General features: G+C 68.6%; 22 protein-coding genes. 1 reads left to right on the forward strand and 21 read right to left on the reverse strand.

The features are described from left to right. The 19 genes from QTQ03_RS26505 to QTQ03_RS26595 form a co-directional block, all read right to left on the reverse strand. Positions 1–765, reverse strand: a complete 765-nt coding sequence (locus QTQ03_RS26505) for a DUF5131 family protein (RefSeq protein ID WP_289277955.1) — start codon at positions 763–765, stop codon at positions 1–3. A 193-nt stretch (positions 766–958) separates the two neighbouring features. Next, positions 959–1,261: a hypothetical protein gene (locus QTQ03_RS26510; protein ID WP_289277956.1), complete on the reverse strand. Its 303-nt coding sequence runs from the start codon at positions 1,259–1,261 to the stop codon at positions 959–961. Beyond that, on the reverse strand, positions 1,261–1,593 hold the full coding sequence (locus QTQ03_RS26515; protein ID WP_289277957.1) for a hypothetical protein: 333 nt from the start codon (positions 1,591–1,593) through the stop codon (positions 1,261–1,263). The genes QTQ03_RS26510 and QTQ03_RS26515 overlap by 1 nt, the downstream gene beginning before the upstream one ends. A 52-nt stretch (positions 1,594–1,645) precedes the next feature. Further along, positions 1,646–2,095, reverse strand: a complete 450-nt coding sequence (locus QTQ03_RS26520) for a hypothetical protein (RefSeq protein ID WP_289277958.1) — start codon at positions 2,093–2,095, stop codon at positions 1,646–1,648. Positions 2,096–2,294: 199 nt separating this feature from the next. Then, positions 2,295–4,562 carry a P-loop NTPase family protein gene (locus QTQ03_RS26525; protein WP_289277959.1) on the reverse strand — a complete coding sequence of 756 codons (2,268 nt, stop codon included), beginning with the start codon at positions 4,560–4,562 and terminating at the stop codon, positions 2,295–2,297. 106 nt (positions 4,563–4,668) lie between these two features. After that, the gene (locus QTQ03_RS26530; RefSeq protein WP_289277960.1) at positions 4,669–4,893 is read right to left on the reverse strand and encodes a hypothetical protein; all 225 of its coding nucleotides are present in this window, start codon (positions 4,891–4,893) and stop codon (positions 4,669–4,671) included. A gap of 84 nt (positions 4,894–4,977) precedes the next feature. After that, entirely contained in the window at positions 4,978–5,136 is a 159-nt protein-coding gene (locus tag QTQ03_RS26535; RefSeq protein WP_289277961.1) for a hypothetical protein, read from the reverse strand. A gap of 35 nt (positions 5,137–5,171) precedes the next feature. Beyond that, on the reverse strand, positions 5,172–5,372 hold the full coding sequence (locus QTQ03_RS26540) for a hypothetical protein (protein ID WP_289277962.1): 201 nt from the start codon (positions 5,370–5,372) through the stop codon (positions 5,172–5,174). Positions 5,373–5,468: 96 nt separating this feature from the next. After that, the gene (locus tag QTQ03_RS26545) at positions 5,469–5,636 is read right to left on the reverse strand and encodes a hypothetical protein (RefSeq protein WP_289277963.1); all 168 of its coding nucleotides are present in this window, start codon (positions 5,634–5,636) and stop codon (positions 5,469–5,471) included. A 356-nt stretch (positions 5,637–5,992) separates the two neighbouring features. After that, entirely contained in the window at positions 5,993–6,163 is a 171-nt protein-coding gene (locus QTQ03_RS26550) for a hypothetical protein (RefSeq protein WP_289277964.1), read from the reverse strand. 95 nt (positions 6,164–6,258) lie between these two features. Continuing rightward, entirely contained in the window at positions 6,259–6,420 is a 162-nt protein-coding gene (locus QTQ03_RS26555) for a hypothetical protein (RefSeq protein ID WP_289277965.1), read from the reverse strand. Positions 6,421–6,434: 14 nt separating this feature from the next. Next, complete coding sequence (locus tag QTQ03_RS26560; RefSeq protein ID WP_289277966.1) at positions 6,435–7,610, reverse strand: hypothetical protein; 1,176 nt, start codon at positions 7,608–7,610, stop codon at positions 6,435–6,437. Positions 7,611–7,628: 18 nt separating this feature from the next. Beyond that, positions 7,629–8,297 carry an NUDIX domain-containing protein gene (locus QTQ03_RS26565; RefSeq protein ID WP_289277967.1) on the reverse strand — a complete coding sequence of 223 codons (669 nt, stop codon included), beginning with the start codon at positions 8,295–8,297 and terminating at the stop codon, positions 7,629–7,631. Beyond that, positions 8,297–8,605, reverse strand: a complete 309-nt coding sequence (locus QTQ03_RS26570; protein ID WP_289280772.1) for a hypothetical protein — start codon at positions 8,603–8,605, stop codon at positions 8,297–8,299. The genes QTQ03_RS26565 and QTQ03_RS26570 overlap by 1 nt, the downstream gene beginning before the upstream one ends. Before the next feature lie 23 nt (positions 8,606–8,628). Then, positions 8,629–8,805, reverse strand: coding sequence for a hypothetical protein (locus QTQ03_RS26575; RefSeq protein ID WP_289277968.1), 177 nt, complete (start codon positions 8,803–8,805; stop codon positions 8,629–8,631). Next, positions 8,802–8,957 (reverse strand): hypothetical protein, encoded by a 156-nt coding sequence (locus QTQ03_RS26580; protein WP_289277969.1) that lies wholly within the window; start codon positions 8,955–8,957, stop codon positions 8,802–8,804. Before QTQ03_RS26580 ends, QTQ03_RS26575 begins: the two co-directional genes overlap by 4 nt. Before the next feature lie 48 nt (positions 8,958–9,005). After that, the gene (locus tag QTQ03_RS26585) at positions 9,006–9,332 is read right to left on the reverse strand and encodes a hypothetical protein (RefSeq protein WP_289277970.1); all 327 of its coding nucleotides are present in this window, start codon (positions 9,330–9,332) and stop codon (positions 9,006–9,008) included. After that, positions 9,329–9,472: a hypothetical protein gene (locus tag QTQ03_RS26590; RefSeq protein WP_289277971.1), complete on the reverse strand. Its 144-nt coding sequence runs from the start codon at positions 9,470–9,472 to the stop codon at positions 9,329–9,331. Before QTQ03_RS26590 ends, QTQ03_RS26585 begins: the two co-directional genes overlap by 4 nt. Before the next feature lie 38 nt (positions 9,473–9,510). After that, complete coding sequence (locus tag QTQ03_RS26595; RefSeq protein ID WP_289277972.1) at positions 9,511–9,771, reverse strand: DUF6284 family protein; 261 nt, start codon at positions 9,769–9,771, stop codon at positions 9,511–9,513. A 794-nt stretch (positions 9,772–10,565) separates the two neighbouring features. Here QTQ03_RS26595 and QTQ03_RS26600 point away from each other — a divergent pair. Continuing rightward, positions 10,566–11,930, forward strand: coding sequence for an NsdA family TPR-like regulatory protein (locus QTQ03_RS26600; protein ID WP_289277973.1), 1,365 nt, complete (start codon positions 10,566–10,568; stop codon positions 11,928–11,930). 5 nt (positions 11,931–11,935) lie between these two features. On the opposite strand, the gene QTQ03_RS26605 is transcribed toward QTQ03_RS26600, so the two are convergent. Continuing rightward, the gene (locus QTQ03_RS26605; RefSeq protein WP_289277974.1) at positions 11,936–12,841 is read right to left on the reverse strand and encodes a phosphotransferase family protein; all 906 of its coding nucleotides are present in this window, start codon (positions 12,839–12,841) and stop codon (positions 11,936–11,938) included. After that, the gene (locus QTQ03_RS30450; RefSeq protein WP_353890586.1) at positions 12,831–13,544 is read right to left on the reverse strand and encodes a GntR family transcriptional regulator; all 714 of its coding nucleotides are present in this window, start codon (positions 13,542–13,544) and stop codon (positions 12,831–12,833) included. Before QTQ03_RS30450 ends, QTQ03_RS26605 begins: the two co-directional genes overlap by 11 nt. Between the last annotated feature and the right edge of the window lie 68 nt (positions 13,545–13,612).

Below are 13,612 nucleotides of genomic sequence, written 5' to 3' on the forward strand. Positions count from 1 at the left end.
TCACACCGCTACCGCCACGAGGTCTCGCGCCGGCATCTGGTCCCAGGTGCGTCCGTCGAGGGTCCGCCCGCCGGCCTTCGGGGTACGGCCACCCCACTGCTTGAAGAAGAACGGCACACCACCCTCGACGCAGCGATCTCGCACAGTGCGTGCCCATGTCGGCGACATCGGCCGGGCGGACTGCCCGGACTCGCCTCCGACGATCACCCAATGCATCCCGGACAGGTCGATGCCCGGCAACGGGCCGAGCAGGGGCTCGGCCGAGACGAACCGCACCGCTGCGGGAACCTGACGCAGATAGTCCAGACGGGCAAGCTGGTCGGCGTCTTCCACGCTGACCCCCATCCACACGTTCGCCGGCCAGTCGAACAGGTGCGCGACCTTGGCCAGACGGGCAGCGCGTTTGGTCAGGATCTGGTAGGTGTGTTGCGGCGTCGCCGTCATCACGTCGAAGACCTGCTGGATGAACGAGGTTGGCACGCGGGCGTGGAACAGGTCCGACATCGAGTTCACGAACACCATCCGCGGCTGGTGCCACCGCAGCGGAAGTCTCACCGCGTCTGGGTGCACGGTCACCGCGAACCCGGGACCGGACGTACGGGGGTCACCGTCGTTTTGATACTTCGCCGAGCCCATCGCCTTCAAACGCTTGGCCAGCGTCAGGGCGTAGCAGTTGTCGCAACCAGCGGAGATACGGTCGCATCCGGTGGTGGGGTTCCACGTGGCCTCGGTCCACTCGATCGCACTGTGATCAGCCATGGCCATCCCCTTTCCTTTTATGATCGACATCCTGTCGCACATAGGTACGGCTCGAACAGAGAGCAAATCACATGCGTGTGACTCGCCGTCACCCTGTGTCCCGCAACGGGTAACGGCAGGTTTCGGGGCAACGACACGGCGCCAGCCGACACGCAGGCAGGCCGGCAGGCCATGACACGCCGGCAAACGATCAGAGGATTCACGCCGCGCCCCCGGCCAGCCGGTCGGGAAACGGCAGCATGGCCCCGCCGTCACCACTGGCCGTCCGGGTGGCCCGTCCGGCCTGCCGGGCGGGGGTGATGTTCAGGCGTAGGTAGAGCCGGGCGAGGCCGGCGTCGGCGCCGGTCAGCGGCCGACGCTGGCCGCGCTGCGCGATGTGGCCGGCGGCGGCCAGGGCGCGGGCGGCGGCGTCGAGTTCGGCCGGCGTGCCGATCAACCACACCTCCAAGCCGGACAACCGCGCGTCACGCAGCGACGGCCGGTCGCCGTAACCGCCGGTCATCAGACACCCTCGGGCGGGAAGCACGCCGGGCAGGCCAACGCGCCGAGGTGGTCGGCCCACCCGGCGGTGTACTCGGCCCACCCACGGCCGGCGTGCGGGTCGGCCGGGTCGGGGGCGGGGGCGGGTTGGCAGGCCGGGCCGATGACCCAGCGCCGGTCGGCGGTGAACACCAACCGCCCACCGGTCGGCGGGTTGCCCTCTGCGTCGATGCTGTGGTGCGCGGCCTTGTGCGCCAGCACGCCGGGGGCGAGGCGGATCGGGGCGCAGACGATGAGGGCAGCGCGCTGGCCGTTGGTGAAGCGGGCCGCCGTCGCGGTCGTGGCGGTGGTCATCGGTCTCCTTGTCGTGAAGGTCACGCAGGTGGTCGAGGGCGACGCGGCGGTGCTACCCGTGGTAGCGCCGGTCGGTGTCGTCGGCGGGCTCGCGTAGCGTGTCGGTGTAGGTGTTCGGGGTGAAGGGGCGTGCCGGGCGGGCGGCGGGCGCGGTGGGGGCGGTGTGGGTGGCGCGGCGGTAGGTGTTCATGACGGCGCGTCCCCACCGGATGCGGACGCCTCTGCCTCGGCAGGGGCGGCACGGGCGGGTGCGGCGGGTGTGGTGGTGGCCGCTGCCTTTGCATCGCAGGCACGGTGAGTAGGGGGTGCGGGAGCACTGTTCCCGGTAGATGAGCGCGCCAGCGGCGGCGGTCGTGAGGCCCCACCACGGGTGTCCGAGCCAGCCCGTGAGGCTACCGAGGGTGATCAATGTTAGTCCGGGTGTGGTGCGGGCGGTGAGCCAGAGCAGAGCGGCGAGCAGGGCGAACATTGCCCATAGCGGGTTGCGGGTGGGGGTGGTCACCAGGGCCTCCAGGGCGGTTTTTGGGTGTGCGGCACCTACCGGCCGCGAGGGTGCGAGTCGGCTGGTGGGGTTGCGGTTAGGGGGCGAGGGTGGGGCCTAGCGGACCCGCGAGGCCTCGCGGGTGATGCCGCGAGGCCTAGCGGCCCGTTCTTGATCGTTGGGGTGCCGGCCGGGCCGGTTTCGACTCGGCCGTCGGGTGTTACTGACCCTTCTTGTTGTCACGCTCGGTGATCGCGGTTTCGAGGTGGGCAAGGCGGATGCCCTTACGGGTCTTCTCGACCCCGGCGTCGACCGGGGCGTCGGCTGGGCGGAGCTGTCCGACGTCGACGGTGGGTGACTTCCACCCGGGCGCTTCGGCCTTCAGGGCGGCCGTCAGAGCGGCTTGGGACTTCCACCGGCCGGGGTGGCGGGTGTTGACGCGGGTGTAGATCACGTCGCCGTGCAGGGCGATGTCGTCGCCGATGAACACCGCCCGCACGTCGTCGAGCGCGCTGAACGCGGGGGCGGTTTCGGGCTGCTCGACGATGCCGGCCGCCGTGCCGATCAGTGTGCCGGCCTTGGTTCGCCCTGCGAGGGCGGTGGTGACGATCCGTTTGACGTCGGGGAGGACGAAGGTGGTGCGCACGCGGACGGGTTCGCCGCCTTCGGAGCCGATGTACCAGCAGGATCCCCGGTCGTCGGCGGCGCTGCCGGCGGCGCCGCGCCGGAACGCGGTGGCGTCGACGCCGCGCTTGTAGGCGCCGGTGCCGAGGATCATGTCGTTACCGGGCTGTCCGTTCTGGTGGAACGCGACCCGCACGATCGGCAGGGAACTGATCGAGGTTGGGATGGAGTCGGTGTCGGTGCGCTGCGAGGCGATCTCGACGTGGATGCCGCAGGCCCGGCCGATCTTCATCAGGTTCGTCAGCAGGGCGGCGATTTCTTTGCCGTATACCGGATCGGCGAGACCCTCGTGGATCTCATCGATGATGATCAGGATCCACGGCATGGTGTGTTTCTTCGACCGGGCGAGCCGGTCGGTGAGCGCGGCGGCGTTGTTGTCCAGCAGCTCGGAGCCGACTTTCTTCAGGTCGGTCAGGACCCGGCGGCGGCGGATGACCTCCCGCGTGGTGGCGTTGAGGAACTCGACCAGCATCCGGCCGGTCTCGGTCGGGTCGGCGTCCGCGCCGTAGGCGTAACAGACCGGTTCCAGTTCGGCGTAGTCGCCCATGCCCTTGAAATCGAAGATCGCGACCTGGGCGCCGTCCACGTCGGAGCAGCCCAGACACGCCAGCCCGATCAGGTAGGCGGTCTTCCCGGAGCCGGGGGTGCCGGTGGTGATGCCGTTCGCGCCGGGCAGCGGCCACCGCACCGGCCGGTTACGCGGGTCGTAGCCGATCGTGCATGGAGCGCCCACGTTGACCGGCTTGCCGAGGTAGGCGAACCGCTTCGGCTTGGTCTGCCCCGGGTCGATGTCCAACACCAGGATCTCCACATGCCCGGGGACGCCGGTGGGGGCCTGGGAGAGGTGCACCATCGCGGGCGGGCGTTTCAACCCACCGGCGATGACAATCGCTTTGGCCATCACCATCTGCGTGGTCACACCCGGGATCGGATGGGTTTCGGCGATCTTCCCGCCTGCGCTGTCATCGCGGAAGATCACATCGACCGGGGAGTGTCCGGCCTTCACCACCTCGCGGAACTGGCCGATGCCGGTGGCCAGCAGCGCCCCGGTCACGGTGTCGTTGGTGACCGGCGGATACGGCGACGGCTCCCGAAACTGCGGGAAGAACGGGGCGGTGCGGGCGCGGCCGTACCAGACCAGCCAGCACCCCAACCCCACCCACACCGCCACAGCGGCGCGGCCGGCGTTGCCCCGGATCACCTCACCCCGGCCGAGCCACAGCAGCACCCCGACCACTACGACCAGCCCGGCCAGTGGCAGGAGTGTGCGGGAGCGGACCACCTTCCGGCGGTCCTTGACCTCCCGGTGCCGCTCCGCGCGGGCCTTCAACCACGCGTCCACGTCGGCTTTGCCGTCCACGGCCCCGGCGGTCTGATCGGCCACCGTCAGGCCCTGCCGGTCATCAACGAACGCGAAGAAGTCCGTGACCGAGCGGGCCACGCCTCGGAACCACCAGCCGGACGCGCGCACCGACCACGCGCCGAGCACCACGAACGTGTTCCACACGTAGCGCCGCTTGTAGGTCCACAGCCGGCGGGCCTTGTGCCGCCACCCCACCGCCCACGCCCACTGCTTCAACTCCGGCGGCGCGTCGGTGACCTGCGCGGCCACGATGTCACCTTCCAACACTTCCCCCGCGTCCCCGGGCCGGCCGGTGGGCGCGGGCGGCGGGTTGTCCTGCACTGCGGGCGCAACGCCGGTCGAGTTGTCGCGCCGCTGCCGCGCGGCGTCGAGGTCGACCACCTCACCGAGGTCCTGCTCTGCGGCCTGCCAGTCGAAACGGTCCTCATTCGGGGACGTCATGATGGGGGCTCCTCCAACGGTCATGGAATCGGGTGGGGGCCGGCGGCACGGCACGGTTTGCGAGGCCAGGGCCGTGCCGCCGGGCGGGCGACGGGTCAGCGGGCGGTCAGTAGCCGTGTCGGCGGAGGGCGTCGTAGGCGGCGGCCTGGTCAGCCGGCGCGGCGGAACGGAACGCCCGCTCGAACGTGGTCTTGGCGTCGCGGAACTCGCGGCTGTCGATGTCACGATCAGCGGCGTCGGTCTCGGCCATGCCGAGCTTGAGCAGGGTGCGCACCGCATCCCGGTTGATCGGGGCGGGGGTGGGGGTGGGTTTCTTGCTGAACAGACCCATGACGGGTGCTCCCTTCCAACCGCCAGACGCTCTGGCAGCCACCACCCGGCACCGGGCAACCCGGTGCCGGACGGAGGCGGCCAGTTAGCGGCGGCGGCGCAACAGGCGGGTCAGGGGGCCTTCGGTGATCGTCTGGGTGGTGTACTCGTCGTATCCGCGCAGGTGACGCGGCAGGGTCGTCTCGACCACTTCCACCCGCCCGGAGCTGATCTGGTGGCTGTACTGGCGTTTCGTGCCGAACACGCGGGGTCCTCTCGTAGGGGGTGAGGGCAGGTGGGTTACCGGATGGTCAGGCCGCCCCGGATCTCGTCGGCCTGCCGGCCGACCGTGGCGCGGCCAGCACGGATGTTCTCGGTCCGGCCCGGTGTCGTGTCGCTGGTGTCCTTCGGGGTCTTGCTGCCGGTGTCACGGCGGCCGAAGACCTGCCCGGCCTGAACGGCGACGCGGTCGTTGCCGGATGCGCGGTTGGTGCGTCCCACGGTGGTTCTCCCTTGGTTGTGCCGTCAGCGGGTCTGGCGGCCACCGCACCCCACCGGACCGGCGACGATGATCCGGTGGGGGCGGAGGCGGTCAGGTCAGCGCCGCCACCACGGGACGTTCTTCTCCGCGTCGATGACCCGCCTGTTGGCGGCCAGGTACTCCGGCGTCACGTCCCGGCTTTTGCGACTGACCCGATCCAGCTCACGGCGGGCGTCACGGTGGCGTTGGATCGCGGCCTTCTTCTCGTCCTTGCTCTTGCCCATGTCGGGCGCTCCCTTCCGGCCGTCCAGACGGTCTGGCGGCCACCACCCGACACCAGCCCTCGGGGGTTGGTGCCGGACGGAGGCGGTCAGGTCAGCGGCGGGCGAGTCGGTCAGCCGCGGTACGGCCGGGACTGCCAGCGGGGAGTCGGGCCTCTCGGGTGGCGGTCACCGCGATGCTGGGGCAGTAGCCGCACCGGCCGGTGTTCGCGCAGGTGCAGGCAGGGGGGCGGGTATTCTTGGCCATTCGGATCGGACTCCTGTCCGTGAAGGGCCGGCGGCACAGCACTGGTTTCTGAGGCCGTTTGGGCTGTGCCGCCGGGCGGGGGGTTAGTTGGCCGGGCGGCGTACGCAGGTCGTCAGCGCTTCACAATCCGTGCGGTCGACCCCTTGGGGTACCCGCCCGTTTTCTCCACGCTGTTCTTGATTCGCTCGGCGTCTTTCAGGTCGCGCGCATCCGTGGCCCACGTGCACGTGCGGCCCGGGTGGTTCTCCGTCGCGACTACGTAGTACGGGTCCTTCTTCGCCATAGCTGGGGGTTCTCCTTCGTCTGGTCGCCGGGGTGGCGGCCTCCGCTGACCGCCCGGCCTGGTGCGGGTCCGGGCCGGGCGGCGTACGCAGGTCGTCAGCTCTGGCTGGCCTTGCGCTGCTGCGCGTTGGACGCCTTGCGCTGCTTGATGGCCTTGTCGCTCAACCACGACGGGTTGGCCTTCTGCGCCCGGCGGGACAGGTCGGTCATCTGCCGGTCGCTGATCGTGTTCGGGACGGTGGTCTTCTTGCCGAACATCGGTTCCTCCCGGTTCAGGCGGCGATCGGGGCGGGGGTGGCGGCGACCGGCGTCGCCGCAGCGTCCGGCGCGGATGGTGAACCGGTCACAGGGCGGGGCCGGTGGCGCTTGACGGTGCTCACGCTGACCTGCGCGAGCCGGGCGATGCGTTCGTGGTTGGCGGTCGGTTCGGTGGTGTGCGCGTCGATGACCCGCTCAGCGGCGGTCAGCGACCGGGCCGTGACCCGGGCCGGGTGAACCGGCTTACGAGCCGGGACGTGCGGGGTCGGGATGACCGGTTCAGCGTGGTCCCACGGGTCGGCCGGCATCTCGTCCGGCGTCGGGTCGACCGGCGGCGTGGTGACCTTCTGCGCCTGGTTGGCCTTCCGGGCGGCGGTGCGGGCGGCGCGTTCGGTGTGGTACCCGTCCCATGCTTTACGCGGGTCCCGCTCGTTGTGCTCGATCGACCAGCGGGCCGCCATCAGGGAACGGATCGGGAACATGCGCCGCCGTTTAGGGGAGAACTCCACCCCGGCGTCATCGATCAGGTCCGCGTCCTCAGCGAGGAGCTGCACGTGTTGGGCGCGGCGGGTGTGCAGTCCCCACAGCCACGGCGACAACAGCGACAGCAGCGCGAACGCCACCGCTGCGGCTGTGGGGGCGATGCCGTCGGCGAAGTGGGCGTAGTTGATGGCCGCGACCACCGCTGCGATCACCCACGCGGCGCGGCGCAGGCTGGCGGCGGTGGCGTGGGCCTTGAGCAGGAGGGCGTCGTGGGCGTGCCACTGCACGTAGACGGCGATGGACTCCAACGCTGCGGCGAACGCGATGGCGAACGCCACCCGAGAGGTCGTGTTCCAGTCGGCGGGGGCGATCTGGTTGTAGGCGTAGGCGGCCTGCGCGTACGCCGCGCCCCCGTTGATCAGCAGCAGCGGCAGCACCGGGCGCAGCTTCGCGGCGAACTCCGCCCGCGCCTTACGCTGCCGCTCCCGACGCTCGGCGCGCTCGACGCGGCGAGCGGCGTCGCGGCGGCGGCGCTCCTGCTCATCGGCGATAGCCTGGCGGCGGGCGTGCTCGGCGGCGGCCTCCTGCTGCTCCCGGTCGAGCTGCGCCATCAGCCGGGCGCGCTCCACCTCGGCAGCGGCGGACTCACGTTGGGCCGCCGCGCGGGCGGCCAGGATCGACGGGTCCTCCGGCGGGCGACGAAACATCGTCGGTGTCCTTCCTGGTCAGTCGGTGAGGATGTCGGCGAGCAGGGCACGGTGGGCGGCGAAAACCTTGCCGCGGTAGGCGTCGGCCAGGTGCCGCACGACGCAGCCGTAATCGACTGCGGGCACCCACACGGCGCGGCGGGCGTCGTCGGCGCCGGTGACGTCGGGCAGCGCTCCGACGTGGCTACCGAGGTCGATGCGGACGGGGACGGTGACCATCCACGCCTCATCGGAGGCGCGCGGGTCGGGCACGTAGCGGGCCGGCAGCGTCTTCGCCCACGGGGCGGTGTGGGTGGCGATCAGGCCGGTTTCCTCGGCCAGTTCCCGGAACGCCGCGTGGGTGGGGTTCTCGCCGGGGTCGACGTGCCCGCCGGGCAGCGCCCACCCGTGTCCGTCGCCGCGCTCGATCAGCAGCAGCCACCGCCACCCGTCCGGGTCGCACGCGGTGACGATCGCGTCGGCGGCCAGGGCCTCGCCCCAGTGGCCCAGCTCGTTACGCCCGTACCGGACGCCGGTCGGCGCGTACGGGTTGACCGGACGGCCGTCCACCAGGGGGAACGGGATCGCGGCGGCGGCCCGCCGTGCGGCCCAGTCGATGCGGGTCGGGTCCATCTCCGGGTCCGCCCACGATGCTCCGGCGGCGATGCCGGCCACCACGGACGGGTGGGTGAAGGTGCGGCCCGTCATCAGGCCACCGCCAGGGCGGTCAGTCGGTCGGCGGTGGCCGGATCGAGCGGCGCGGTGTCGGTGTACTCGCGGGCGTGGGCGTAGAACTCCCAGCCGTGCCAGGTCGGATAGGCGACCTGCGACCGGTACGGACGGCCGTCGCTGCTGGTGCCCTCGTGCTCGGCGGTCAACAGGTCCGGGTCGGTGAGTCCAGCCAGGTGCAGCCACGACGTCAGGTCGGCGATGCTGTCGAAGTCGACGGTCAGGGAGGTGCCATCCGAGTGGACGGCGATGCCGGTCGGGTTGGCCAGCAGGATCAGTTCGGCCAGGATCGCGCGGCGGTTCTTGCGGGTCATCGAACCAGCTCCATTCCGGAAGTGGGATGGTCAGCGGCGGGGGTGGCGCGGCGGATGGCGGTAGCCGTGCCGTCCGCGTGCTGCTCGACCAGCCGGCGGGCGACCAGCAGGGGCACGAGCATCGCCGGCGGGCCACCAGCCACGATCAACAGGACGTACCCGGCGGCGGTCACCGGGTACTCCCGGTCGACACGCACATGCCCGCCGCGCCGCTCTGGTCGGGGCGACACGGGTGTGTGGTGTGGTTGGAGTAGGCGGCCAGGGCGGCGAGCACGGCGCAGATCAGCACCGTCCGCTTCACCAGCCGGTCAACGAATACGCCCACAGCGGGCACCTCCCACGGTCATCGGTGTGGTCACCCGCGGGGTGGCGGTCATACGGCGGCCACCGCGGGCAGGAATTCCGTCGGCGTGGTGGCGGTCGGCTCGCAGCACCTCAGCCGCAGCCGGATGCCGCGCCAATCGCCGTGCACGTTGGTCAGTACCTTCGGCACGTCATCGCTGCGGTAGGGCTGGCTGCGCCGGTCCGTGTCCGACAGACACAGGAACCGCACCCAGCGGCGCAGGTCGGCGTGCGTGGCGAAGTCCAGCTCCAGACCCCACGCGTCGGACGCCTCGACCCTGGCCGGCAGCGGCAGACCGTCACAGGCCATCACCGCCGCGGCGGTGAACAGCACATCAGGCAGGCTCGGGGCCGTCACTGGCCACCCCCGGCGAGGGTGGCGGCGAACGTGCCGATCCCGGCCACGACCGACCGCACCATGTTGGCGGTGTCAGTCGGGTTGGTGACCGCGTAGAACACCACGAAAGCGGCCACCACCCAGCCAAGAAGCTTGCGCATCACTACCTCACAAGAAAGAAAAGAAGGGAACAAGGAGGTCAGGCCGCGTCACGACGCGGCACGGCATCACGCGACACGGCGCGGGCGGCCAGCAACGCGCAGGCCTCCCGCAACACCCGACGCCGCGCCCGGCGGACCTGCTGACGAGTCACCTCGGTCAGCCCATTGCGCAGCACCGCGATCTGCGCGTCCAGCAACAGCACCTCGGCGTCGATCAACGGCATCTCCCGCTCGATCTCCGCCAGGTCATCGACGCTCGGCCCGTCCGGGCCGGCGTCGGTCAGGTCGTAGCTGCTCACTTGCGGTTCCTCCCGGAACGACGGACACCCGACGCCGGACGGCGGCGGGCGGTGGACCGCTGCCGGCACAAGCGGCAGCGGTCCTCATCAGGAGCGAGGGGAGCGAGGGAGCCGCACCCGTTGCAGTCGCGCCACACGGCGTTGCTCTTGGTCGTAATCCGCACGGCGGCGGCGATGCTCACGGACATGACGGCTCACCTCTCCCCAGCTCGAATCAGGTCGGACGAACAGCCGGAGCGCCGCCAGGTCGGCGCGCTCCGGGTGGTAATCAGGGCGTGCCGTACTGGCACACCGGGCGACCCTCGGTTGGGCAAAGCGAGCGGACAGGTCTTGCGGCCGGACATGTCACGGCCGACACCCGCAGCCACCCCTAGGTCGCGTGCGTCGGGACCCAATCGGGGAGACGGATCTCCCTGCGCCCCGGACCTCTGTGCAGTTGTCAAGTGGAGCCATGCGCCACGGCGGTCCAGCAGATTCACGAGCGGCGCAGCCGAAGCCACCTCCGCCGGCTGTGGAGCCACCAGCCTGTAGCCTACGTGTTCTATGTGCCATAGAACACGTATACATGCGACCTGTCAAGCACTGCGCCGTGCTCTGTCTGGAAGGTCGCAACTCTCGTGCTTGGTGCTGAGAACCAGCTAAGCCGCTATCGACGCAGGTCAACAGGGAGATCAAGGGGGTTCATTGGAGCGGCCGGGGGGTTCACTGGGGGAGCACTTGCCTCGGCATGGCCTTGACCTTGCGCCTCAGTACACACTTGACTGCGGAGTGCGTTCGACCATCGGGGAGGTAGCGTGCCGAACGAGCTGCTTGCGCAGGCGCTCGGACGAGCTGGTTGGTCCAACAAGGGCTGCGCAGCCCGGCTCCGGGCCTTTGGTGAGGCCAAGGGAGTTGCGGTCCGCTGCACCCATGTCGATGTACGCCGTTGGTTAGACGGTGTACAGCCTCGTCCTCAGACCGCCGTTCTCATCGCCGAAGCACTCAGTGACGCGGTAGGGGCGCTGCTGACGCCTTCCGCGCTCGGCTTTGACTATCAGTCGCACGGCGGACTATCAATCGATGCACTGCGGTATGCCGACGCGCTGCCCGACACCTATCGCAGCCTGACCAGCACCGCTGAGCACGACATTGCCGGCTCTATTGAGCTACAGAAGGCGGCAGCCGTTTCAACCGCATGGACCGGTCCACTCATGGCGTGGCTTCTGTCTCGACCCGAGCCTGTGCCCACCAATTCAACGGGTCTGCGAGTAGGAACGGCAGAGGTGGCTGCCATTTGCTCGACCATCAAACTATTCATGAATCTTGACTTCCAGTTCGGTGGCGGACACGCCAGAACGGCTCTCGCCCAGTACTTCCGGCATGACGTGCTGCCACTACTCGACGGCGGCTATTCCGAGGAAGTTGGACGCAAGTTGTTCTCGGCAGCGGCAGAGGTGGCACAGCTTCTCGGCTGGACAGCCTACGATCTCGGGCAACACGGCCTGGCGCAGCGCTACCTAATTCAGGGTCTTCGCCTTGCTCAGGCAGGCGGTGACCGCGTTATGGGAGGCCGTTTGCTCTCCAACATGAGCCATCAAGCGAACTATCTAGGGCAATACCAGGAGGCGGCCCAACTTGCGCGGGCCGCCCAAGAGGGCACACGAGGTGCAGCGAGCGGCACTGTCTCAGCCATGTTCCTTGCAATGGAAGCACGAGCACGTGCCGGGGCTGGTGACGGCCGTAGCTGTGCAAGCGTCCTACGTGAGGCGGAGAACGTGTTCAACCGTCGTGCTGTCTGCGACGATCCGCCCTGGATCTACTACTTTGATGAAGCCGAGATGGCAGGCGAGGCTGCTCACTGCTTCCGAGATTTACGCTCGCCCGGACTGGCGCTGGAATTCGTGACGCAGGCTATAGAGCTAACCGATCCTGCCTACGTTCGCACTCATGCCTTCATCAGGCTCGTGAACGCGGCAAGCTGTCTACACATAGCAAGGCCAGACGTGGGGAAAGCGGCTGAAGTGGCGCTTGAGGCAATACAGCTCGCCGGGGCGCTCAAGTCGGAGCGCTATCTACGATACGTAAGGGATCTCCGGTCCGACTTCACGCCGCATGCCGGCAGCGCCGAGGCAAAGCGAGCGCTCGACGCCTTCGACGCGGTACTAGCGCCTCAGCGCTAAACTCCCTAAAAGGGCTGCCACCCCGATGTTATGGCTGACTGCCGTAAGCTGGTCAATCGTCTGTCGAATTCCTCAGCGTGTAGGTTGCTTTCGCCTACGTTCTGCATTAGCCAGGTCGTCATTTTGAACAGGTTGATATCCCGAAGCACCTGGAAGCCGTTCCATTCCCGTACGTCCGCCCCGTACGCCTCACAGAACGCCTCATAGTCGGCCGGGCTGTGCCAACCGACCTCGTGCTCTGTAGCCGTCACGGCCAGGTCTACCTCGGGCGGTCCGAAACAGAATGCCTCGAAGTCAATCAGGATTGCCTCCTTGTTGGGAGTGCAAATCAGATTCTTGACGTGGGCGTCTCCGTGAAGCGCGACGGAGGGGCTCGGAAACGAGAGTGCCGCGTACGCCGTTCTCAGGTCGCTTAAGCGAGAGCGGAGGAAATCGACGGCTTCCGGCGGCACGTCCGTGGCCTTATCCAGGCGGGCACCAACCCTGCCGAAAATGTCGAGTTTTGGAAGCGCGACAGCACCATCAATTTCGCAGTTGTGAACGGAGCGAAGCGCTGAGCCGAGGTCGCTGGTGGAAGCCTTCTCGCCGCTGTCGGCCACTTTGAGCCAAAACGTCACGGGATGGTCGTTTATCATAAGCGGTTGCTCTGCCGGATAGAGGCGAACGGCCGGCACGTCACAACGCTCTAGCCAGCGAGCGACACGAACCTCTTTCTCTGCATCCTTCAAGTGCTCCTTGCCGCGAGCAATTCGAACGACTAGAGAGGGATGCTCAACGCAGAAGATTGCGTTCTCTCCAAGCCTCATCAGTCTCACATTGACCGACGAAGCGCCGACGACGGAACAGGCTTCCTTAAGAACCAGTGTTGCTGCTGTTGAGCTGAACGGCTGGGATGCCTTCTTAGTCGCCAATTTGCCCATCCGAGGTGATGTCGCTCGATAGAACCACGCGAGGCTTTCCCGGTAGTCTCGCGATTAAGCCACTGGACTCTAGGATTTCTAGTGCGCGGCGCACTGTGCTACGCGCCGCACTATGGCGCTCGGCTATGGTCTTCTCCCCTGGAAGTTCAGCGCCGACCGGCAGATTGCCGCTACGAATTTCCTCTTGCAGGGAGCGCGCGATTTCTTCCGCTCGACTCCTTGTCTCGTCACCTCCCTGAGGTGAGGCGACGAAGCGGCCCCGACCGGGGATAGTGGCAGTAAAACCCCCTCTGTCGAGGATTAGAAGCGCTTGACGAGAGGTGCCACGCGCAACCCCGTATTGCGTGCTCAGCGACGCCTCGCTGTCCACTCGCATACCGGCCGCTAGTCGGCCGCTTTGGATGGCTTCTCGAATCTCCGCAGCAATCGACTCGGCGCGACTGGCGGCGCGTGGCTGTTCCTGATCCCCCGCCTTCACGAACCGGCCTCGGCCAGCAATCGATTCGATCAGCCCGTCAGCCTCCAACGCGGCCAGTGCCCGACGTGCGGTCACTCTGGATACAGACCAGCGCCTGCATACCTCCGACTCGGGCGGCAATGCCGCTCCGGGCGCTAGCTCCCCGGTGCGGATCGACTCCCGCAGCGTCTGAGCGATCTCGCGATAGCCGGCACCTGAGATGCCTCCGGTTTTCACAGGTCTCCTCGCCGTCGTCGTCTACAGCTCAGGCTAGGCCCCTGCCGGCATCGCGGCCACCGCCAGGG

The sequence above is a fragment of the Micromonospora sp. WMMA1363 genome (assembly GCF_030345795.1).
Lineage (GTDB): Bacteria > Actinomycetota > Actinomycetes > Mycobacteriales > Micromonosporaceae > Micromonospora.